This window comes from Dyadobacter sp. NIV53 (genome assembly GCF_019711195.1).
Taxonomy (GTDB): Bacteria; Bacteroidota; Bacteroidia; order Cytophagales; family Spirosomataceae; genus Dyadobacter.
In genome coordinates, this window is sequence record NZ_CP081299.1 from 3240939 (window position 1) to 3262988 (window position 22050).

A 22050-nucleotide genomic window follows, 5' to 3' on the forward strand; every position below is an offset into this window, starting at 1 on the left:
GAGTACAGGAAAGATGCTCCCCATACTCCTGCAAAAAATCAATATATTAAAAGAGAAAATCTACCCTTATTGTTTCAGTGCAACACTTACTTCAGCAGGTTTTGGTGCCTGAATTCCATCTAATGCAAATTGCCTGCTAATCCCTTCCTGTACATGATAATAAGTATCCCAATATGCTGAACTTGGTGTCCAGACACGCACATCGAAGAAGATCGCATTTTCAGTCAGTTTAGTAACCAGAATATCATGCTGTACATCTTTCAGTGCTGTTGGACAAGCATCGGTCACTTTTTTAATGGCTGCTCTTATTTTGTCAGCGCCATTCTGGCTTCCGGCAGCAAAAACCATATCAACACGAATTTTGCCTTTGTGCGATATATTAGTAATCGGCGCGGTAGAAAGAGAGCCGTTTGGCAAAATGATCGTCTTGTTATCAGGCGTAACCAGAATCGTGTTAAAAATCTGAACACCTTCTACAACACCCGTAAATCCCTGAGCATTAATAAGATCTCCTACCCGATAAGGCTTAAAAATTAAAATCAGAACTCCGCCTGCAAAATTCGCCAGGCTTCCCTGTAAGGCCAAACCAATTGCCAAGCCAGCTGCACCAAGTACGGCTACAAAAGAGGACGTTTCTATTCCAATAATACCTGCAATGCTTAACAGAAGCATCACATTCAGTAAAACAGTAATGAGTGAAACGAGGAACGGCTGAACATCACGGTCAACTCTCCTTTTTTCCATCACATTGGCAATAAGCGAAGTAATCTTCCCAATAACGATCCTACCTATAATAAGGGCAATAAGCGCGAGTACAATTTTGCCGCCGTATAATGTAACAGCAGACAACAGCTGGGCTTTAATAACTTCGAAATCCATAATTTAAGCGTGTTTTTGATAGTGATTCTGAGTTTCCAAATCTCTCTATGAAGGATAAAAACGTATATTATACGCAATAATCCATTTTTATTCCCGAATAATCAAGACCGGACACCAAATTAATTCCTGGATCCATTTATAAAGTGCTTATCTTAAAAAATAAAAGGACAGGCCGCGGCAAATAGCGCAACCTGTCCTTTTTAAATAAAAATCTTATTCTGTTATCTATTAAATTTCGCTGCAATCCATCGGAACATTTTTTTCTCTTTTTCCCAAAAGAATGAAAACTGTCCTAAAAGAAAACCATATAAAAGTAAAAGACTCTGATAAGTCGGAAATATAAATAGAATATATGTGATGGTTTTCAGCCACATCGGTGTGGTTTCATCATATCCTAAAAGGTAGAAGAGGCCTTTGCGAAGCCAAACTACGGATGATCCTGATAAACTAAAAACGGCTAATACTAACAAAACCTGTCTGGTTGTTTCCAATCCCCATTTTGCCTGCATTTTACCTAACCAAGGCTGTGCGTTTTTTTCTCCGCTTTGCATATGTGTTTAATAGTCAGCTGTAAATTTTTCACAAAGAAACAACGCATATCGCAATTTTCCTTGATTTTAATGAATGTTTAATAGTGACTTTTATCAGTGGAAAAGTTATAATACTTATGTACATAAATAATATATATACTTACAATCTACTCTTCCAGCAATACATTTATATCCTCAATCAACTGCTTCGTTCCTTCTTCCGTTGTTCCGTCGTACATACCACGGATATGTTTGTCTTTATCAATGAGTACAAAATGACCGCTGTGAATGTATCCGCCTGGTTCATTCGGATCTTTTCTGGCACTTACCAGATAATGCTTTTCTCCGATCTCATAAATTTTCTCCCTATCGCCGGTTACAAACTGCCACATATTTCCCGTCACTCCCAAATCATTCGCATATTTATTCAGCACCGCTACGGTATCGTGTCCGGGATCAATAGAATGAGATAAAATGCGCACATCCGGATTCTCACGATATGCCTGATACACTTTAAGCATATTCTTTTTCATGACCGGGCAAATGGTAGGACAGGTTGTAAAGAAGAAATCCGCCACGTAAATTTTATCCTCAAACGTTTTTTCTGTTACTGTTTCTCCGTTTTGGTTTTGAAAAGAAAAAGCCGGAATAGAAGGATAAATTGTTTCTTCAATTTCCTTACCATCCACTACTTTCTTAACAATGTCAGATTCACCTATAAATGGCAATTTCTTTTGCTGGCAACCCATAACAAAAATGGCTGACAGACTTAGCAAACCAAAAATCAGTTTTTTCATGTGGATCATTTTTTCTGAATAAAGATTTGCGCCTCGCTTATGCTTTTATGCGTCAGGTCACGAACAGCCTCTATTTTTTGTGTTTGATCTGTAATGTACGCCGCTACATGCTCTTTATCCATTTTGTTTAGTGTATCGGCTTTGTACTGATGCATCCAGTTCATCATTTCCTGATCGGCTTTTTCCAATTGTGTATGAAGAAGAAGCGCTTTTTCTTTTCTCTCTTTCAATATGTCGCTGGACTTTACAGCAAGCAAACTGTCCATATTTTTAATTTCAACAGATATTTTTTTCTGTAAATCCATCAGTGATCCCATTGCAGGCATAATGCTGTCATGAATCGCCATAATGCCTTTGTTCAGTTCATTGGGCTTTTGCTCTTCATGCAGGTGTGCATGATTTATAGTTTCTTCTGTATTTTCTCTCTCTTTATTGGTATTACAGCTAAGTAAAAACAGGGCCAAAAAAGTGGCTAAAACATATTTTTTCATTATAATTTTCTTCGTTAAATAAAACTTAAAATAACCAGCCCACCTGAATCATACCGCGTGAACGCGCCTGAACGAAACCTGCTGAAAGATCCTGGGATAGCGGTTTCTGTGCATTGATTCCCAGTGTCCAGCGATTGGCAAAAAGTGTAACACCGATTGTTCCGCTCACAAGACGGCCGCCAGTTTCCAGTACTTTCTTACCTTCTTTGGTTCCCAGATCTGATTTTTCTCCATAGACTCCTATATTGGGTGTTAAAGTAAATTTGCCAATCGGAAAGGAATGATAAAGATCAATCGTCCCATAAAGCTGATTTCCGAAACGGTAATGCTCCACATTGGTCGTATTGAATTTCCTGGAAGCATTCATGGCAAGTCCCCATTGATTTTTATTCACAGTATAAAATGCATTTAGTATAAAATCAGTACTTCCTGTTCCCGACTGGAAATTGGCATTGGCTACATCGGTCAGGTTATTTTCGTCGTATTTAAAGCGTCCGGTCGGAACTTTAACCCCACCACCGATCAGAAGCGTATGATTAAAGCTCGAACTGGATTCTTTATCCATCAGCGTATTGATCACATTGTAATTAATCAGCACCGTTGCGTCGCTTATTCCGTTTTGCTTTTTTGTATCGGAAGTGGTGATCTGCTGGGCGAAACGATAAGGAAGAAACGCCATCACCTGCACACGTTTAATTGGGAAAAACCGCGCATAGAGTTCGGTAACATTAAAACTTTCTTCCGTCCGCAAAACATGGCTGTCGGGGTGTGTTACAAAGTTCAGGTGTTGGTAGCGAACACCAATTAATGACTTGTTGGATTGTGGCATTAATCCAAAATAGGCCCCGCTGTTAGAACATCCGCAGGCATCGCAGGCAAAGGTGGCCGGGGAAAGAAACAGAAGAATATAGAAAAGAATATATTTAATTTTCATAGTTGAATTCGTTATAATGATGTACCAACGCCCGGATCAGAAAACCGCTTATCAGTAATATATTGTTCGTCACTCAGTGTTCTCAGAAAAGAAATAATGGATTGTTTTTCTGATGCGGTTAATTTAATTCCCTTCTTCTGGCCTGAAATCTGCAAAATCGGATCGAGCGAAGGTGCATCATAGATACTATCGGTGGAACTGCTGTTTTGGTCATTGGCATAATGATCCAGTACCTCCTGTAATGTATAGTAGCGTCCGTCATGCATATAAGGAGCTGTTAGGCCGACATTTCGTAAACTTGGCACTTTGAATTTCAGCCGATCTGCTTCGTTTAAAGTTATGCTATAACGGCCCTGATCCTTGATTTTATTAGGAACCAATCCATTGTTACGAAAGCTGTTATCTGTAAAAAGTTCGCCGCTGTGACAGGTTGCACAATTTTGTTTAAAGAGCACCAATCCTGATTTTTCCTCCGTTGTAAGTGCCGATACATCACCTTGCAAGTAATAATCATAACGGGAAGTAGCCGAAATCATAGTCATCATAAATTGAGACAGCGCTTTCATCATACGGTCCGAATTGATTTCATCAGTTCCAAATGCAGCTTTAAACATTTTGGGATAATCCACCTGTTTTGCAGCTCCGGCTACCGGCGTGTTACGTAGTTTTTCAACGACATTACCAACTCTTTCTCCCATTTCAACCTCGTTTTGAATAGGAACAGGAGGCACCAAATCGAGGTCATGCACACCGCCATCCCAAAAGAAAGACGTATTCCATGCCATATTTTGAATGGAAGGTGAATTCCGTGTTCCAAGTAAATCGTCCACACCATGGCTCAGATCATGGCCATGATGCGTGAAAGCTGCCTGCTGCTGATGGCATGTACCGCACCCGATTTTATCTGTTCTCGAAAGAATTCCGTCATAAAAAAGAAAGCGGCCCAGTTTTACACCTTCTTCTGTAAGCTGATTTTTTGACAGATCGTAAACCGGATCAGGAAAATAGGAAGGTTTGGTCCAGCTAAGCGGGGTAGGCGTAGTTGGTTCGGGTAGGGGCGTTTCTGTTTCAGGTTCTGATTTGCAAGAAACCAGTACCTGAAACAGATAAACAACCGCGACACCCAAAAACAGGATATTTTTCATTGCATAAAAATGAAAATCAGATTTAATCTGCATGAATATGATCTAGTGTGAACATATTCACATAATTATCAGCAATATTTTTCGAATAATCTTCAAACATGACACTGGTATATTTACTGATACTTAATTGTGTTGAGCCGCTGAATATTTTCAGAACGTCAGCCATCAAATGTACTTCCGGGCTCAGTTCTGGTGTAACAATTGCCTTTTTACCTCCAAAATCAACCTTAGCAGTACGGAGGTTGTTGATGGTTTTTTCAGTACGTCCGCCAAAGCCACCGATATGATAGTAGTATTTACCGTTTGCTGATGTTGTTGAATCCGAAGTACCTTCTATTTTCAGGAATATATATCCCGGGTTCCAATCCCAATACATTGCTTCCTCGTTGGTAGGGCCTGAACCCGTATCCAGAATCCCCTTACGTTTTGAAGCATCTGCCACACTTCTTAAACTGTCCACACCGATCATAAATTCAACGCCGGTATACTCGCCGGATGGCACATTGTTGATCGTTACTTCCTGTGATTCTGCATCAGCTTCACGGATCAGGAAATAGCTTGAATCCTGTGGAACAACAAAACTGCTGCCATTTGCCATAAGCAGTTTGATGTTGGATACGTAGTAATTCAGTTTGGTTACAGTGAAGGGCTGATTCGCTGCATTTTTGTAAGTTCCGGTATTTAGAACCAGGTCCCTGTCTCCTACAATGTTGTCAAATTCAATTCTTAAACTACCTGTTGTAGCTGGATCAACAACCGGATCATTGTCGTCGTTACAGGATGTTAAAACAAAAGAAAGAGCAATTAAAGACAGGAATAAGTATATAGATGAAAATTTGAATTTCATGATTTTGTAATAAAAAATAATTGTTTAGATAAGTACACCCAACGTAACAGATTGTTTTTAAATCAGTTGGATTGAATGATAAATAAGCGCTATTTTCCTGAAAAAGGAAACGTTAACGCAAACCAGTAAGTTAAAGGAAATAATTAAACGAGAGGAGGATGGAAAATATCCTGTATGTGGTTGAAAGATCTGAAAGCGGTATTAAAATTGAATTTAACCGGTTCCAACGTGATAAATACGTATTCAGATTTGTTGAGATCAGAACCGACAAGTGCTGATAAATCTGTCGCGGAAGAAAAAAGTTTGGTGAGATAATCACTTTCTGCTTGTTTTTCTTCCTGTTTTTTAGCTTCCGCTAACCTTTTTGCGAGATAACATTTTCCGTTACAATTCATCATCGGACGATTGCGGTTTACGCAGAGATTGGCAACAATGTAATCCCGGCGAATTTCAAAATCCAGATACAACAAAGGTATCACCCATACTTTTACAAGCATAAGGCTCAGCAGACTGAGAGATATCAATTGTTTGACCGAACTTTTCACAATAGTCTTAACGAATAGAATACAGATAAATGTATTTCGGGGCAAAGGTATATACCGAATCAATACGGCTGACGAAATTTTGAAAATTTATCGGGTTCCAGACAAGAATTCAAAATCATATACTTTTACCATTTGATACCTTAACCCTAATTCCGTTTAGGTTTCGCTATTTTTGTTAAAACACCCTTTTTATGATGCCAACTGCCACACAAACAATTTATACAGAAACTGAGTACTTCCAAATGGAAGAAAAAGCCGTTTATAAAAGTGAATATTTCCGGGGAGAGATATTTATGATGGCAGGCGGCACACCAAATCATAATCGTATTAAAGAAAATGTATCTATTGAAATTGGTATTATTTTAAAAAGAAGGAAAAGCTGCCGCAGTTACTCAAGTGATCAGCGTATTCACATTCCTGAAAATTCTCTTTACACTTATCCGGATATTGCAGTGATATGCGGACCGAATAAATACTCAGAAAAGGACAAAAATACAATCATAAACCCTACTGTCATTATTGAAGTTGTTTTTGACAGCACAGGAGCTTATGATCGGGGGGATAAATTTCGCCATTATCGGGATATTGAAAGTTTGCAGGAATATATTCTCGTAAACTCAATAAATGTGGGCGTTGAAATTTACAGACGAACAGAAGATAATCATTGGCTATTGGCAGAATCAGCCTACAAACTATCCGATACTACAACTATTCAATCTATCGAAGCATCCCTTCTTTTGTCTGATTTATACGACGGTACCGAAAATGTAAAAGAAGGATGGATTACGCGTGAAGCGTAATTTTTCTATCTTTGCCCCTTAAACAATAAGCCGGGCCTTGTACCGTTTATGTTCAAAGCTGTTTTCTAACCGGATTGACCTCTATTTTATACGCTTAATCGTTCACTTTCACTATTAATATGATGCTTCTACAAGCACTTACTGACTCTACTTTGGCAGCACCAGCCGCTAGCCAGGGACTTTCTATTATTGATCTGCTTGCAAAAGGAGGCTGGGTAATGTTTCCTCTCGGGCTGCTTTTTGTGGCCACTCTTTTTATAATCTTTGAGCGTTATTTAGGAATTGGGTCAAATGGAAAGATAGAACCACAATTTGTGGACAATGTAAAGGATTTTATTCAGCAGGGAAATCTTAAATCTGCGGAGTCGTCTTGCCGGAATCAGCACAATGCAGCAGGCCGTATTTTCGAACGCGCAATTGGTCGTATAGGTTATCCGATCAAAGATATTGAAACAAGCATTGAAAATGCCAGTCAGATAGAGATCCAGCGCATGGAAGGAAATCTTGCCTACCTCGGTGTAATTGCGGGTATAGCACCTATGCTTGGGTTTGTGGGTACAATCTCAGGGATTATTCGTATTTTCTATGACATTTCCATATCCAATGATTTCAATATCAGCACGATTGCAGGCGGTATGTATGAAAAAATGATCACGTCCGGATCAGGTCTGATCATTGGTCTGATCGCTTATGCGGGTTATCACTTGCTGAATATGAAAATTGACCGTTTTGCTTTGAGGTTACAAATGGCGGCTTCGGACTTCCTTGATGTACTGCAGAAACCAGTAGCTTCAAAGTAATATAACAGTCCTCATTCTATCATTCACTCATTGAAAATTGTTATATGAAGATACGTCGGAAGAGCCGGTTTGCCCCGGAGGTATTTACGAGCTCCCTCAGCGACATTATGTTTTTCCTGATGCTGTTCTTTTTGATCATTTCCACGATGTCCAATCCGAACGTGATCAAACTGATGTTACCAAAAGCGTCGGCTTCACAGCAGATGTACAAAAAACAAATTACCTTGTCAGTAGACGATAAAAAAGTTTATTATATTGATAAACAGGCAATTCCTTTTGAAAATCTGGAATTAGAGCTGAAAAATATATTCGCCGGAACAGAAGACAAGACCATTATTCTCAGAGTAGATAAAAACCTTGCGGTTCAGGATCTGGTGGATGTACTGGAACTTGGAGCCAAGCAGGAAATTAAAATGGTAATGGCAACATCAAAATAGCTTCGTCGGAACCTGCTCTCTTTTTATATTACGAAAAAAACCAAAATAAAACGCCTTGTGAACAAAAGTCACAAGGCGTTTTATTTTGCACTCTGATAAATTCTCTCGATAATTTCCTGTAAAATGGCACCTTCTTCTGCTGAACAAATATTGCTTGCCTTCCCATTACAAGCATCAACAAACGCGGTAGTATTTTGAAGCTGAATGTCGGTTTCCGTCAGATATGGAAAAGATACATCCGCCAGTTCTCCGGCCACCTCAGTAAATATCGAAAGCGGACGTAATATAGCGCCTGATTTCGTGCCAAAAACTTCAAGATTAACCGTTTCTTCTTCCTGTCTGTTCAACGCAAATGAACTGGAAAGCATGATACTTGCATTATCCGGAAAAGACAAATAAGCAAAACAGGCATCTTCCACTTCAAATTTTTCGGGATCCCAGTCCCCTTTTAGTCCCTTGCCACCTGCTTTTCCAATGAAATCATAAACATTAGCTACAATGCGATCTGGCATCTGATAATCAAGCATACCCAATGCAAGATCCAAAACGTGCACACCCAGATCAATCAGTGCCCCACCACCCTGAATGGCTTTATTTGTGAAATTACCCCAGCCTGGTATTCCTCTGCGTCGAAGAAAATTAGCCTTAATATGATATACTTCTCCAAACCTGCCCTGTTGCAGAAATTTCTGCAATAAAATATACTCCGGCGATTGCCTCCGCTGAAAATTATAAGCCAGTACTTTTCCTTTTTCCTGTGCGAGATCAGCCATTTCTTTTGCTTCCTTCGCATTCATTGCAGGTGGTTTTTCGCATAACACGTGGCACCCGTTTTCAAGTGCCTGCATCGTATACGGATAGTGCAGATTATTAGCAGTGCAATTGATGACCAGATCAGGCTTTTGCTCGTTATTAAACATTTCTTCAGCGCTGTCGAATGCAAACGGAATATTATATTTTTCTGCCAGCGCTCTTGCTTTGTTAATATCACGACTACAAACAGCAATGACTTCTACCTGGTCTTTTAATGCCTTTAATGCCGGAATATGGTTTTGATCGGCAATATGTCCGCCACCAATAATGGCTGCTTTGAGAAGTGACATTCAGTTGAGGTGTTTAGGTTAGTTTTATTTTAAACAAAAATATCGAAACATAATTTACAGTTGCCATAAAAAGTTAAATGCCCGGCTTGGAAAGCGCGGGCATTTAGTATAAAATCAATTATTTACTCCTTTTCTAAGGCTTCCTTGTTGTAATTTGTGCTGGCTGCACGCTGTAATTCATAAAAGTAGAAGTCGTTTGCTTGAACTGATTACTATTAGGCTCAGAATTTAACACAATGTCGTCAACATATTCAACCTTCCTGCTGAGAAATTTTCCAATTTCTGTCATGGTTGGAAGCGTATATTTTTCAGCTTCAGTTTCCTCTGTTTTGTTATAATTGTTAAAACCCTGGCGTTTGTCGCTGGTACCATTCGAATTTGTTTTGTTAAGTGCAAACCGAATAAATATGCTGTATTCACTTCTTAATGGATTCCCGTTTTGTATGGCAGGTTTCCAGTTGGGCATATTCAAAATTACCCTGGTTGCTTCGTCATCTATCCCAAATCCCAATCCTTTAATAATTTTAGGTTTCCGGATCTCTCCATATTCGTTCACAATAAAAGAGATTAGTACAGTTCCACTGATGTTGGCTTTGGAAGCTTCAGAAGGATACCTGATATTTTGAGCCAGGAATTTTATCATCTCTGGGTTTCCTCCCGGAAATTCTGCTTTTTCTTCAACAACAGAAAATTCTTTTATACGGTTTGTTGGGTTTTGTTGGCTTTCCTCTCTGTCAGTATGGATAGTTGGTGTGTAACCGGCAACTTCGACTCCATCAATAACATTCTGTTCGGATATAAGTTTAACAGTATAATCTAAAAATTTTGACCTCCCTATTCTGATTTCATAGGATTGGTAATTGACATGACTTACAACAATCTGACTAAATGCTGGGACGTCTTTTAATTCAAATTTGCCATTCTCGTCTGTTAGAGTTCCCCTGGTTGATCCTTTCAAAATTACAGTCGCATTCGGAACAAAATTCCCGTTTTCATTTTTGACTGTTCCCCTTACAATCACTTTTTCCTCTTGGGATTCATGATTCAATTGTACATTGGATTTTTGAACTGAATGATTCGCTGCACTACCAAAAGGTTCTCCCAGATCCAGAGTTTCTTTGATGGATCGGACAATCTTTATTTCCGCTGGCATTATCGCATGTTTACGCGCAGCAGTTAAAGCCGTCATAATTCCGATAACAGGAATGATTATGAAGTATTTACTTAATAACCATTTCGAAGTACGGTTTTTATAAATCATCCTGATCCGTGTTTTAAGTAAAGAAGATTTGAAGAAATGATTGGTGAGCGACTTAACGGGAGAGTTTAAAGCATAGGAGACCAGAAAAGTTGTGTAATGCTCCCGGTTCGGAGCTTCTTCATCTGCCAGATATTCATGTACTTCCTGTAAGGAATGCTTATAAAACCATAATACAGGATTGAACCAAAATACAATTTTGAGCGATTCGATAAGCAGAATATCTAAACTGTGGCGCTGTTTGATATGAATGCTTTCATGTCGGAGAATGGTATCAAGATGATTTTCGTAATCATTACAACTTACAACCAGCCATTTTAGGAAGGAAAATGACCCGATACCGGAACCGGCTGGCTGATAATCAGGTAATAAAATCAGGTTATAATCTTCGAATTTTATGCTTTCGCCCTGTTTTATGATTGAAAATATCTTGTAAAATCCACGAAGTAATTGATAAAGCATGAAACAAACACCAAAGCCATACATTATCCGGACAATGAATATCCATTCCACGGGTTGGTCAGGAATTATAGAAGTAGCTGTTAAAATTGGAGAAACTATTATTGGAACCTGCGTTATGGAGGCACTGTAAACGGTTTTGGGAATGACGATTTCTACGGGCCCGGGAAATTTCACAATTGGCAAAATGAATGCAATCAGCAAAGATCCGCTCAGATAGAATCTGTTCCATTGGAAAAATGTATGATTACGGAAGAGTAACCAATAGCATGCATAAAATAAGAGCCAGTACAAGTTTACTTTCCCTAAGTAAATTAATAACTCCATTTTACTATTTTTTCATAATGATAGATACCACTCCACCTTTGCCTCTTTCTCCATATGCACTTATAGCGGCCTGGTCTTTTAAGACAGATACAGACTGCACTTTTTCAGAATCAATTTTCTTTATAACATCAGGATCTTCTTCAATCTTCCCATCAATAACGTAAACAGGATTGCCCCCGGTAACACTGATCAATTGTTGTCTATTTTTTTGGTATGATTCAATTATTCTGCCATTTGTCATCAATGCCGCTTCGGATTTATCAGGATTATTAAACACTTTTTTAATATCTGATACCTTTTTGGCACCTTTCAGCTCAAAGTTGATGGGCAAATTATAGCGCACATTAACTGGAATTCCACCTTGCTTACCTGGCTGCCATTTTGGAAATGCCTTCAATACTCTTACTGCTTCTGCATCACATCCGTAACCGACACCTTTCAAAACTATAATATCTTCAATTTCGCCAGTCGCGGTAACTACAAAGGACAGGAATACACGTCCGCCAACATTGGCTGTTGCCGCTGCCTCGGGATATTTAATATTATTACCCAGAAATTCATACATAGCCTTTGTACCACCAGGAAACTCAGGCTGCTCTTCAACCACTGTGAAAATTTTCCTGTCAGTTACATTCACATTTTCCGGAGCCGAATTCTCGCTCAGATATGCATATGATTTTAAACTATTATGTCCCAAAGGTGCTAACACAGCGTAAATTGAAGTCTGATTGGTGATTTGAACGGTTAAATTCTGAAAACCTTTACCACTTATTTTAAGCGAACTATTTTCCGGGGCCTGGATCGTGTAATTACCCTCACTGTCTGTAATTGCTCCGTTATGCTTCCCGGCAACAATCATGGCACCTGAAATGCCTTTTTTATCCGAATCAACAATTCTGCCTTTTATTGAAACCTTATCCATACTCTCATTACTGACGTTTTCAGCATCATATTTCTCCCGCTCACAACCAGCAACAAACAGAGCTATTGTTCCTATAAGTAATACTGCTGCTAAATAAGAACTTAATAGCCATTTAGAACTACGATTTTTATAGATCATCTGAATCCGGGTTTTGATTTGAGATGGTTTGAAAAAATGATTAGTCAACGAGGCAATTGGTGCATTTAAAGCATAAGAGACCAGAAATGTTGCATAATTTTCCCGGTTGGCAGCTTCGGCATCAGCCAGAAATTCGTGTACTTCCTGTAAGGATTTTTTATACAGTATCAGTATCGGGTTGAACCAAAATAATATTTTCATCAATTCAATGAACAATATATCCCAGCTATGGCCCTGTTGCATGTGAACCATCTCATGCCTTAAAATGGCATCAAAATGATTTTCATAATCGTTACGGTTTACAACGATCCATTTTAGAAATGAGAAAGAACCGACATGGTTCGAATTGATCAAAATGATTTTACCCACTTCCATATCTATTTGTTCACCTTCATTTAGAAAGCCATTAAGCTGACGGACATGGTTATACAATTTAAAACTCATGAACAATATGCCTGTGATGTAAAGCAATCCAACGAGATTTGTCCAGGTAAATAGTGAAACCTGTTCATTCTGAACTGTTGAAACAACAAATGACGGACTGCTTACTTCATAAATAACGGGAATTGCAGGAGCAGATTCGGGATAAATTATAAAAGGAAGCGCAAATGAAATAAGAAGTGAGGCAATCAGATATATCCGGTTCCAGACAAAGAATGTTTGCCGGCGAAGAAATAACTGATAACAAACGTAAAATAACGTCCAGTACAAGCTTACTTTTCCTGCATAAATAAGAATTTCCATAACAAACAATAATTAAGGTTCATTTTTATGTTCATTGATCAGTTTCATAATCTCTTCGAGATCTTTCGATTTCAGATCATTTTCTTTTACAAAAAATGAAACGAGGTTTGGCAAAGAATTATCAAAGTAATTGACCATCAGCTGCTGCATCTCGAAGCGTTTGTATTCTTCTTCACTAATCAGCGGGTAGTATTCATGGGTTTTTCCGTAGGCCGTGTAACCAACAACTTCCTTTTTCTCTAAAATCCTGATAATAGTTGATACCGTGTTATAGGCTGGTTTCGGTTCCGGCATTTCGGCAAGTATATCCTTTACAAAAGCTTTTTTCAATTGCCAGAGAATGCGCATAATCTCTTCCTCTGCGCGGGTCAATGTGCGTATTTCCATTGTTATATATTTGTATTACCTGTATTAAAATTGGTTTTCAAAGTTATTACTATTTTATTAGTTTCAAAACTATTTTATTAGTTATTTAAATCAAATAAAAAAACAATGAAGATTTCTCATTGTTTTTTACTTAAATTCTCATCTGGACTGATCAGGCAAATTCCGAACCTTCCTGTTTTAAATAATTCCCTACATTGAAGATTATACCATCAAAAATTTCAACGTCTTTATCCCAATCCTGTATTTCCCAATTGCCATGCGGCGTAGCAATCATTATATTTCTAGATTCACTCAAAAACCAGATGACCTTTTCGGCCCCAAATTCCAATAGTTTCCTGGTTTTAAGAAAAATATAGCTGTGTTCAGTAAATCCCTCCAATTCAATATCAAGATCTATTTCAATTGAAATTTTAGGCGGAACATTTGAATAATGTTTATTGATCTTATCAATAGTCAGCACTTTTTTATCAAAAATGAGAATATCCCCTGCCAGGTTATTCCTACGGTCTAAATGCAGCCCGGCTTCATTAGTCGCAATAATATATTTAGTCCTGTCAATATTGGGATAAAGTATACCAAGAAGATAATCAATGATAAAAAACTGCAAAGAACTTGAACCCATAATATCCTCGATATTTTTGGTTTTGGCCAATACTTCCCGATAGCCTTTGCGGTATAATGGCTTGCCGTCTATTATTTCATGGATCAAAACGCTGGGTATATTCTTTGCAGGGATTTTTTGCAAAACCTTGCGTGGGCCTGGTGAAGCTATCATGACTCAATTAGTTTACTTTACCAATATATGCAGAATATCGGTAAAGCCTGCAATTCACTAACAAATATTGAAACATGGCACACAGCAGTAAAACAAGCCGGATTATAAATATAAAAAGCAACAGAGAAACTCTCTGCTGCTTTTTATAAACCTTAATTATGTTTTTATTCTACCACACTCAGTTTAACTGTGTTGGTTTTACGTTGTCTTGAAACGGGCATACTTAATGTGTTAATGAAAACATCACCTTTCTGCAATTCACCTTTTTCGATCAGGAACAATTTAATATCCTCAATCAGGTCATCCGTAGATACATCCTGGTCGCGGTCATAAAAGTAAACCTTCGTTCCCCAATACAATGCCAATTGATTCATCAATACTTTGTTGGAAGTAAATATGATCAGATTAGCTTTCGGGCGATGATGTGAAAGGCGGTAAGAAGTATATCCTGAACGTGTAATTCCAATAATTGCCGTTGCAGATGTATCACGTGCCAAACGACAGGCACTCATAACCACATTGTCATTCAATTTATTTTCACCCGAATGTTCGTTCACAAAAGCATGGTGTTTGAAATAAATGCTGTTGGTAGATGTTTCTACTTTTTCGATTGTACGGGTCATGCTTTCCACCGCCAGTACCGGGTATTTTCCGGAAGCAGTTTCAGCACTTAGCATTACAGCATCAGCTCCATCCAATACTGAATTAGCAACATCGTTCAATTCTGCACGTGTTGCACGCGGGCTTTCAATCATGCTCTCAAGCATTTGCGTAGCGACAATAACAGGCTTTCCTGCTTTGTTACATTTGTCTACGATCATTTTCTGGATCATCGGAACTTCTTCCGCAGGTAACTCAACACCAAGGTCACCACGCGCAACCATTATTGCATCTGTTGCCTCAATGATTTCGTCTATGTTAACGATTGCCTCAGGTTTTTCAATTTTAGCAATAAGTTTTGCTGTTTTCCCTTTGCTGGCAATATATTCTTTAACTTTAATCACCTCAGAAGCCGTACGTACGAATGAAAGAGCAACCCATTCAACATTGTGTTCCAGTCCAAAATCAAGATCTTCATAATCTTTGGCTGTAACAGAAGGCATTGAAACACGCGTATTAGGAAGGTTTACACCCTTTTTCGATTTAAGGTAACCACCGTAAATAACCTCAGTAATTACGTCAGAACCATCTTTACCAGTTACAAGCACTTCCAGTTTACCATCGTCCATCAGAACGCGGTCACCTATTTTCACGTCATTGTACATACCGTCGTAAGGCGTACTTACTTTTTCGGCAGTACCTAATACTTCAGTATTTGATAATATTAATTTATTACCTGCTTCGATCAAAACACCGTCTTTTTCTGCTACCAGGCCGATACGGATTTTCGGGCCTTGTAAATCCTGTAAAATAGCAAGGTTCAGTCCGTATTCTTCATTAATTTCACGAATAGTGTTCAGTCTGAGAAGGTGATCAGCATGCGTACCATGTGAGAAATTCAGACGAAATACGTTTACTCCAGCCTTAGCCAAGGCATATAACATTTCTTTTGTTTCGGAAGTTGGACCGACGGTAGCAACAATTCTGGTTTTTTTGGAAGACATAGGTTAATATGCAGTATTAAATTGATTTTATACACAGTCCACGTCAATGACAACGTAGACACTTTTTAGCGTCTTATCGGTCAAAATATCAATGACCTTTTCTTGGATAAATGACTTTGCCGCCTTAAAATTAATCTTTTCTCGCTCAAGTTTAATGAGAATGTCGAACAAAAACAGATTTCTTACTCTTTCAACGAGCGGTGGCTGTGGTCCAAGTACTCTGCTTGCGCCCAAATTAACTGTTAATTTTTCAGCCAAAAGCACCGCTGCACGCTTAGAAGTAGCTTCGTCCAGGTGTTTAACCGTAATTTTTATCAATCTGGTAAAAGGTGGATAGTGGAATTTTTCACGCTCAGCGATTTCAGTTTCATACATGCCGGAATAATCCCCTTTCACAATCCGGTCGAGTAATTTCTGTTCGGTATTAGCAGTCTGGATCAATACTTTACCAGGTTTATTCGCTCTTCTTCCTGCCCGGCCGCTTACCTGGGTCAGCATCTGGAAAGCGCGTTCTGATGCCCTGAATTCGGGAAAATGAATCATTCGGTCAGCATCAAAAATCCCAACGATACTTACATTGTCGAAGTCAAGGCCTTTACTGACCATTTGCGTTCCGACCAGGATGTCGATCCCGCCCGTTTCGAACTCCTGGATAATTTGCTGATACGCATTTTTTGCACGTGTAGAATCCAGATCCATGCGCTGTACACGCGCTCCGGGGAAAATGTTATGTAATTCATCCTCAATTTTTTCGGTACCATATCCCATTGTTTTGACTTTGGGAGAGCCGCAATTAGGGCATGTTCTGGGTACTTCCTCTTTATGCCCGCAATAATGGCAGCGAAGTTCGCCCACTTTCATGTGGTAGGTGAGGCTTACATCACAATTGATACATTCGGAGATCCAGTTACATTCTTCACACTGCACATAAGCGGAGTATCCCCGGCGGTTTTGAAAGAGGATCGTTTGCTCTTTATTTTTAAGATTGTATTCCAGGTGTTCCAGCAAAACGGATGAAAATTCATTTTTCATCTTTTTTTGCTTTTTCTCTTTTTTAGTATCAATCAGCTCAAAAGTAGGTAATGCTGCATTGCCAAACCGCTCTGTCATTTCCACAAGTCCATAACGTCCGCTTTGGGCGTGATAGTAACTTTCCAGTGAAGGTGTAGCAGAGCCGAGCAAAACCTTGCCTTTATGCATATAAGCCATCATTACAGCAGCATCGCGGGCATTGTAACGAGGTGCAGGATCATGTTGTTTGTATGAAGTTTCATGTTCTTCATCCACAATGATCAGTCCAAGATTGTCAAAAGGAAGAAAAACGGAAGAGCGAACGCCGACTACAAACTGAAATTTGCCGTCCAGAATTCCTTTCCAGACTTCCACACGTTCATTATCCGAGAATTTGGAATGATAAATTCCCATTGTATCGCCGAATATTTTTCTTAATCTGACAACAATCTGCGTGGTAAGTGCAATCTCCGGCAAAAGAAATAAAACCTGTAAACCACTTTCCAGAACCTGTTTGATCAGTTCAATGTATACCTCTGTTTTACCACTTCCCGTGATTCCATGAAGCAGCACGACCTCTTTTTTAGTAAAAAGGTCATGAATTTCACTGGATGCCTTTTTTTGGGATTCAGTAAGCAGGATTTCCACGGGCTTATCCATGGTAATATCGTCAAAGCGGGAAATAAAGATTTCAAACTGTTCGAAAATCCCTTTTTTGATAAGTGTTTGCAATGCAGAATCTGACAAACCATCATTCTTTAAAAAAATGGATTTATCAAGCCCTTTCAGGTTCAGGTCAGGATTATTGTAAGCCGGGATGTAGCTTAGGTAACGGATCAGGATTTCCTGTTGCCTGGGAATTTTATCCAGTGACGAAGTAAGTTGCACAAGCGATTCATTAGTAAGAAAAGCAGAAGTTAACCTGACCTTTTTTACCACTTTGGGTTTGTATTTTTCTTTTACTTCTTCAAATAGAATCACTGCCCTTTTACCAACCAGGGACTTAATGAGTGAAGTTATATTGGACTTCTGCATCAATCGCTCCACTTCTTCATAAGAAAGCGTCTGGTGTTTTTTTATTTCATCAAGGATCACATGTTCTTCGTCCGTAAGCAGTTCATAGTAATCAAATTCAGGATTAAACTGGATACGCGACTGGCTGGTAATTTTAAGTCCGGCCGGAAGAGCTACATTCAGCACTTCACCAATATTGCACAGATAATATTCTGCTATCCAATTGAAAAGTTCAAGCTGTCTGTTAGTAATGATCGGCTGTTCGTCCAGTAATTCCAGAATATATTTTGCCTGATATTTTACTGGTGGGTTTGTATGCAAACGTGCCACAGCAGCAGTAATAATCCTTTTCTGGCCAAATTGTACGATTACCCTTGCGCCAACCGTGATCAGCTCGCTCATTTCCCTTGGCACTCTGTAAGTAAAAAGTGAAGGTATAGGAACCGGTAATATTAAATCGGCGAATAAAGTGGTTTCTTCCTCGAAAAGAGAGGCCATTGGTTGTGTTAATGTTTACTTCTTGAAAAAAGGTAAAAAATCCAGCTGGTTAACTTTCCGTACATCGAAAAATACATTGTGAGGATGATCAAAATCAGCATCTGTTGTAACAAGCTGAAGACCTAAAAGAGCAGCTAATGAAGCAATCCAGAGATCATTTTTACCCATATTTCTGGGTGTGGTGAATGGATATATATGGAAGCCAGGATTACGTAATTGAGAGTATGCATCAATTTCAGAATAAGCACTCAGATTTAATTTACTGATATCTATTATGGTTGATTGATCAAGAATTTTTTCCAAAAATTCAATCTGTTCACTCCCCAATTGTTTTGAAGGGCAATAGAATTTATTTCACCTTCAGAAACGACCGAAATATATGTTGAAAGATTCGTTGGATTAAGAAATTGCGTTATGCCCAAAGTGTCAACCGACCTGACAATATTAATAATTATGTTTGTATCAAATAGAAGATTCATTATTTATCACGTTCAAGCTGAGCCAATAAGTCGTTCCATTCTTCTTCTGTAAATGGTTCGATAGGTGCTGCATTCTCGAGTGCGTGAATAAGTGTCTGGTTATTCTTTCCCGATTTCCTGCCAAAAGCGGTTGCTCCTCCGGCGGCAAGTATTTCATCTGGTGAATAGGATCTCTGTGTTTCAGATAACCTGATACTTCCTGAAGATATGTCTGCTTTCATATTTGTGCATGTCTTATTTAATCAAATATACAAATAATAACGCTTTGTTGAGATGCCTGAATCGTATGAGATCCCTGCTTGCCATAAATAATATGATAGCATTATCAGAATATTGCATCGATTCCCAAAGCCACCGCATTTTTCCAACTTACCATTGCATTAAACAATTTTATATGACTGTATTTAGCAATATCCTCTTCCCTTATAACAGCCTTTTCAATAATTCCTGAATCAAGTAAAAAGCTCTTTGTGTTCCCGGAAGCAACGGTGTATCAGGTGTTAACCATTTTTTTCCATCAAAAAAAGCGACGTTATAGTAAAATGAATCAGTCACCATTCCCTGTTTAATGATCAGGATTTCATCAGCATCTTTGCGCTGTTCAAAAAGCTGGTTAAGCCCGGGTCTTTGATCATATTTATAGGAGTATTCAACCGAATCGTCATAAACAAGCCGAATTTTGTTAATTGTCCTGAGAGAATAAGGCTCCCATTTTACAGCATCTATTTCAAAGCCGTAAGCCAGCCTGCACTTATGTAAATCATGCGTAACTGAATCAGGAATTACAATCATTGCTGATAAATCCCATTGATCCCGGTAGCCCCAAAGTTCGTTTCGCGTTTTGTTCAACCGTACCTCGTGGTATTTCAGGTTTTTAAATTGCCGGTTCTCAACCGCGATGGTCTCAATGCAAAGCATTTATAGTATTTGGAAATGGAAGATACACTTTGTCAATTAATTCCTGGTATTCGTCTTCTGCTTTACTTAAAGCCGTAATTCCTCCGCCACTCTTAAATATCAGATTTCCTTCCTGATTTTCTATATAACGTATCATCACTGCACTTTCAAAATTTTCACCGTCAAAATAACCCATTACACCTGTGTAATATCCACGTTCATAACCTTCTGCATTTTTGATTATTTTCTGTGTACTGGGTTTTGGCGCACCCGTAATTGACCCGGCCGGCAATAATTTCAAAAGTAAATCACCAAATTTTCCGCCAAAATCTTCCGGTAAAATTCCGGCTATTTCTGAACTGACCTGCAAAAGTGTTTTTTCATTGGTTTGAATAAGATCAATATAACGATATTTTTCAACCCAAACCTTTTCAGCAACCATACTCAGATCGTTACGGATCAAATCTACAATCGTGGCATGTTCGGCAGCTTCTTTCGGATCGTTTAATATCACATTTTCCGCGTCAGGAATGGAAGCATCGATAGTACCTTTCATTGGAAATGAAGAAATCCGGTTTTCCTGAATACGAATAAATATTTCGGGAGAAAAACAAACAAACTGATCTTTATACCAAAAACGATAAGGCGCCTCACTGCTTTTAAAGATATCAGGCAAGCTTAAATTTGTCTCTATCGGTGTCGGTACTGAAAGATTGACCAAAAATGAATTTCCTGCTTTCAAATTTTCAACAACGTACCTGAACCTTTTCTGATATTCTGAAAATGAGACCGGAAATTTTTGAAAAGTAAAATCCAGCACTTCTCTGCCGTTTCCATTATTTGGATAATTCCGAAAACCATTCAGATCAAATAAAATTTCATCCGGATTTACATCTTCCAACTTCCAGGCAACCGGTTTCTCAGCCAGATAATCGACAATGAAAACAAACGGAATTTTCCGTTTCCCCCAATCATTGAGGTTGCTGGCAAATGTCCTGATTGCGTCTGTCAATGTATGAAATTTGTAATATTCATGGAAACATTTTTAACAGTATGCCAATTTACAAAGTTCAGAAACCAATATATAAAATATGGAGTTAAGCAATAAAGAAGTGGCAAGGGTCAAAAGTAGAAAAGAATGAAGGATGTTGCTGAAAGCCAATTGCCCAAAGCCGAAAGCTAAAAAAATATTTATGCATATCTACGACGTTATTGTTATTGGTGGCGGCCCTTGCGGGCTGGCAATGGGAATTGAGCTTGCTAAGGGTGGTTTGGATTATTTGATTTTAGAAAAAGGAAATCTCACTGAATCTATTCGTCGTTATCCGAGAAGAATGCGCTTCTTTTCTACTGCCGAAAATATTGAGATTGGAGGCATTCCGTTTGCCATTTCCGAAGTAAAAGCAAACCGTACCGAAGCGTTGCAATATTACCGGAAAGTGGCAGGTTATTACCATCTCAATTTTAAACTTTTTGTGGATGTTGACCGGGCAGAAAAACAACCTGATGGTACTTTCCTGATCTACTCCAATGACGGACAGATTTTCCAGTCAAAAAAAGTAGTACTATCAACCGGCTACTTTGATGTGCCGCGGATGCTGAACGTACCTGGCGAAAATCTGCCGCACGTTTCACATTATTACGATGAACCATTCCAGTACTCTTTTACCAATGTAGTTTTGGTTGGCGGTTCCAATTCATCCGTAGAAGCTGCGCTCGAATTGTATCGTCATGATGCACATGTAACTATTGTACATAAAGAAGCAGATTTCCGTACCAAAGTAAAATACTGGCTGGTTCCTGATGTCAAAAACCGTGTAAAGGAAGGAAAAATCCACACCAGGTTCAATAGTATTACCAAAGCGATCGAACCCGGACGGATGCAGATCGAAAATATAGAAACAGGTGAAACAGAATGGATTCCTGCTGATTTCGTGTTTTTGCTTGTTGGTTATTTACCCGACGAACACTTGCTTTTCCGTTGCGGCGTAGCACTTGATCCGGCCACTAAAGTCCCGACTTTTGACCCGGAAACTTTTGAAACAAATGTTGAAGGTTTGTATTTATGCGGAACTGTTATGGCCGGTGTTTTTACTGAAAAAATATTTATTGAAAACGGCCGCGATCACGCAGCCGCCATTTCTGATCATTTATTGGGTAAAGAAGTAAGGAAAGTGAAAGAACTGATTGACAGGATATAAATTAAAAGTTAAGAATGGAGAATTAAGA

23 protein-coding genes are annotated in these 22050 nt (G+C 38.8%); 4 read left to right on the forward strand and 19 right to left on the reverse strand.

Going from position 1 to position 22050, the window contains the following annotated elements:
• Nucleotides 1-66 precede the first annotated feature (66 nt).
• The 8 genes from KZC02_RS13040 to KZC02_RS13075 all read right to left on the reverse strand — a co-directional run bounded on the left by KZC02_RS13040 (nt 67) and on the right by KZC02_RS13075 (nt 6120).
• Nucleotides 67-879, reverse strand: a complete 813-nt coding sequence (locus tag KZC02_RS13040) for a mechanosensitive ion channel family protein (protein WP_221394494.1) — start codon at nt 877-879, stop codon at nt 67-69.
• A 221-nt stretch (nt 880-1100) separates the two neighbouring features.
• Nucleotides 1101-1430: a DUF6787 family protein gene (locus KZC02_RS13045; protein ID WP_221394495.1), complete on the reverse strand. Its 330-nt coding sequence runs from the start codon at nt 1428-1430 to the stop codon at nt 1101-1103.
• Between the two features lie 146 nt (nt 1431-1576).
• A complete protein-coding gene (locus tag KZC02_RS13050; protein ID WP_221394496.1) occupies nt 1577-2206 on the reverse strand; it encodes an SCO family protein in 630 nt (209 codons plus the stop codon).
• A 5-nt stretch (nt 2207-2211) separates the two neighbouring features.
• Complete coding sequence (locus tag KZC02_RS13055; protein WP_221394497.1) at nt 2212-2697, reverse strand: hypothetical protein; 486 nt, start codon at nt 2695-2697, stop codon at nt 2212-2214.
• Nucleotides 2698-2722: 25 nt separating this feature from the next.
• A complete protein-coding gene (locus tag KZC02_RS13060) occupies nt 2723-3631 on the reverse strand; it encodes a hypothetical protein (RefSeq protein WP_221394498.1) in 909 nt (302 codons plus the stop codon).
• Between the two features lie 11 nt (nt 3632-3642).
• Nucleotides 3643-4809 (reverse strand): cytochrome-c peroxidase, encoded by a 1167-nt coding sequence (locus KZC02_RS13065; protein WP_229254265.1) that lies wholly within the window; start codon nt 4807-4809, stop codon nt 3643-3645.
• Nucleotides 4799-5623, reverse strand: coding sequence for an MbnP family protein (locus tag KZC02_RS13070; RefSeq protein ID WP_221394499.1), 825 nt, complete (start codon nt 5621-5623; stop codon nt 4799-4801). Before KZC02_RS13070 ends, KZC02_RS13065 begins: the two co-directional genes overlap by 11 nt.
• A gap of 143 nt (nt 5624-5766) precedes the next feature.
• A complete protein-coding gene (locus KZC02_RS13075; RefSeq protein ID WP_221394500.1) occupies nt 5767-6120 on the reverse strand; it encodes a hypothetical protein in 354 nt (117 codons plus the stop codon).
• A 239-nt stretch (nt 6121-6359) separates the two neighbouring features.
• Here KZC02_RS13075 and KZC02_RS13080 point away from each other — a divergent pair, with 239 nt between their 5' ends.
• The 3 genes from KZC02_RS13080 to KZC02_RS13090 all read left to right on the forward strand — a co-directional run bounded on the left by KZC02_RS13080 (nt 6360) and on the right by KZC02_RS13090 (nt 8205).
• Nucleotides 6360-6968, forward strand: coding sequence for a Uma2 family endonuclease (locus tag KZC02_RS13080; protein ID WP_221394501.1), 609 nt, complete (start codon nt 6360-6362; stop codon nt 6966-6968).
• A 119-nt stretch (nt 6969-7087) separates the two neighbouring features.
• Nucleotides 7088-7768: a MotA/TolQ/ExbB proton channel family protein gene (locus tag KZC02_RS13085; protein WP_221394502.1), complete on the forward strand. Its 681-nt coding sequence runs from the start codon at nt 7088-7090 to the stop codon at nt 7766-7768.
• Between the two features lie 44 nt (nt 7769-7812).
• Nucleotides 7813-8205: a biopolymer transporter ExbD gene (locus KZC02_RS13090; RefSeq protein ID WP_221394503.1), complete on the forward strand. Its 393-nt coding sequence runs from the start codon at nt 7813-7815 to the stop codon at nt 8203-8205.
• Between the two features lie 80 nt (nt 8206-8285).
• Here KZC02_RS13090 and KZC02_RS13095 read toward each other — a convergent pair whose 3' ends face one another.
• The 11 genes from KZC02_RS13095 to KZC02_RS13145 form a co-directional block, all read right to left on the reverse strand.
• Nucleotides 8286-9308 (reverse strand): Gfo/Idh/MocA family protein, encoded by a 1023-nt coding sequence (locus KZC02_RS13095; RefSeq protein ID WP_221394504.1) that lies wholly within the window; start codon nt 9306-9308, stop codon nt 8286-8288.
• A 133-nt stretch (nt 9309-9441) separates the two neighbouring features.
• On the reverse strand, nt 9442-11352 hold the full coding sequence (locus tag KZC02_RS13100) for a M56 family metallopeptidase (RefSeq protein WP_221394505.1): 1911 nt from the start codon (nt 11350-11352) through the stop codon (nt 9442-9444).
• A gap of 4 nt (nt 11353-11356) precedes the next feature.
• The gene (locus KZC02_RS13105) at nt 11357-13156 is read right to left on the reverse strand and encodes a TonB family protein (RefSeq protein ID WP_221394506.1); all 1800 of its coding nucleotides are present in this window, start codon (nt 13154-13156) and stop codon (nt 11357-11359) included.
• A gap of 12 nt (nt 13157-13168) precedes the next feature.
• Complete coding sequence (locus KZC02_RS13110) at nt 13169-13543, reverse strand: BlaI/MecI/CopY family transcriptional regulator (protein WP_221394507.1); 375 nt, start codon at nt 13541-13543, stop codon at nt 13169-13171.
• Nucleotides 13544-13694: 151 nt separating this feature from the next.
• The gene (locus tag KZC02_RS13115; RefSeq protein ID WP_221394508.1) at nt 13695-14318 is read right to left on the reverse strand and encodes a Uma2 family endonuclease; all 624 of its coding nucleotides are present in this window, start codon (nt 14316-14318) and stop codon (nt 13695-13697) included.
• 164 nt (nt 14319-14482) lie between these two features.
• A complete protein-coding gene (gene pyk / locus KZC02_RS13120) occupies nt 14483-15922 on the reverse strand; it encodes a pyruvate kinase (RefSeq protein ID WP_221394509.1) in 1440 nt (479 codons plus the stop codon).
• Between the two features lie 27 nt (nt 15923-15949).
• Entirely contained in the window at nt 15950-18445 is a 2496-nt protein-coding gene (gene priA / locus KZC02_RS13125; protein WP_221394510.1) for a primosomal protein N', read from the reverse strand.
• Nucleotides 18446-18460: 15 nt separating this feature from the next.
• A complete protein-coding gene (locus tag KZC02_RS13130; RefSeq protein WP_221394511.1) occupies nt 18461-18748 on the reverse strand; it encodes a hypothetical protein in 288 nt (95 codons plus the stop codon).
• Nucleotides 18749-18923: 175 nt separating this feature from the next.
• On the reverse strand, nt 18924-19145 hold the full coding sequence (locus KZC02_RS13135) for a hypothetical protein (protein WP_221394512.1): 222 nt from the start codon (nt 19143-19145) through the stop codon (nt 18924-18926).
• 202 nt (nt 19146-19347) lie between these two features.
• Nucleotides 19348-19842, reverse strand: a complete 495-nt coding sequence (locus tag KZC02_RS13140) for a hypothetical protein (protein WP_229254267.1) — start codon at nt 19840-19842, stop codon at nt 19348-19350.
• Nucleotides 19829-20833, reverse strand: coding sequence for an aminodeoxychorismate synthase component I (locus KZC02_RS13145; RefSeq protein WP_229254269.1), 1005 nt, complete (start codon nt 20831-20833; stop codon nt 19829-19831). The genes KZC02_RS13140 and KZC02_RS13145 overlap by 14 nt, the downstream gene beginning before the upstream one ends.
• 181 nt (nt 20834-21014) lie before the next feature.
• Between KZC02_RS13145 and KZC02_RS13150 the strand changes: the two genes are divergently transcribed.
• The gene (locus KZC02_RS13150; protein WP_221394513.1) at nt 21015-22022 is read left to right on the forward strand and encodes a YpdA family putative bacillithiol disulfide reductase; all 1008 of its coding nucleotides are present in this window, start codon (nt 21015-21017) and stop codon (nt 22020-22022) included.
• Nucleotides 22023-22050: the final 28 nt, after the last annotated feature.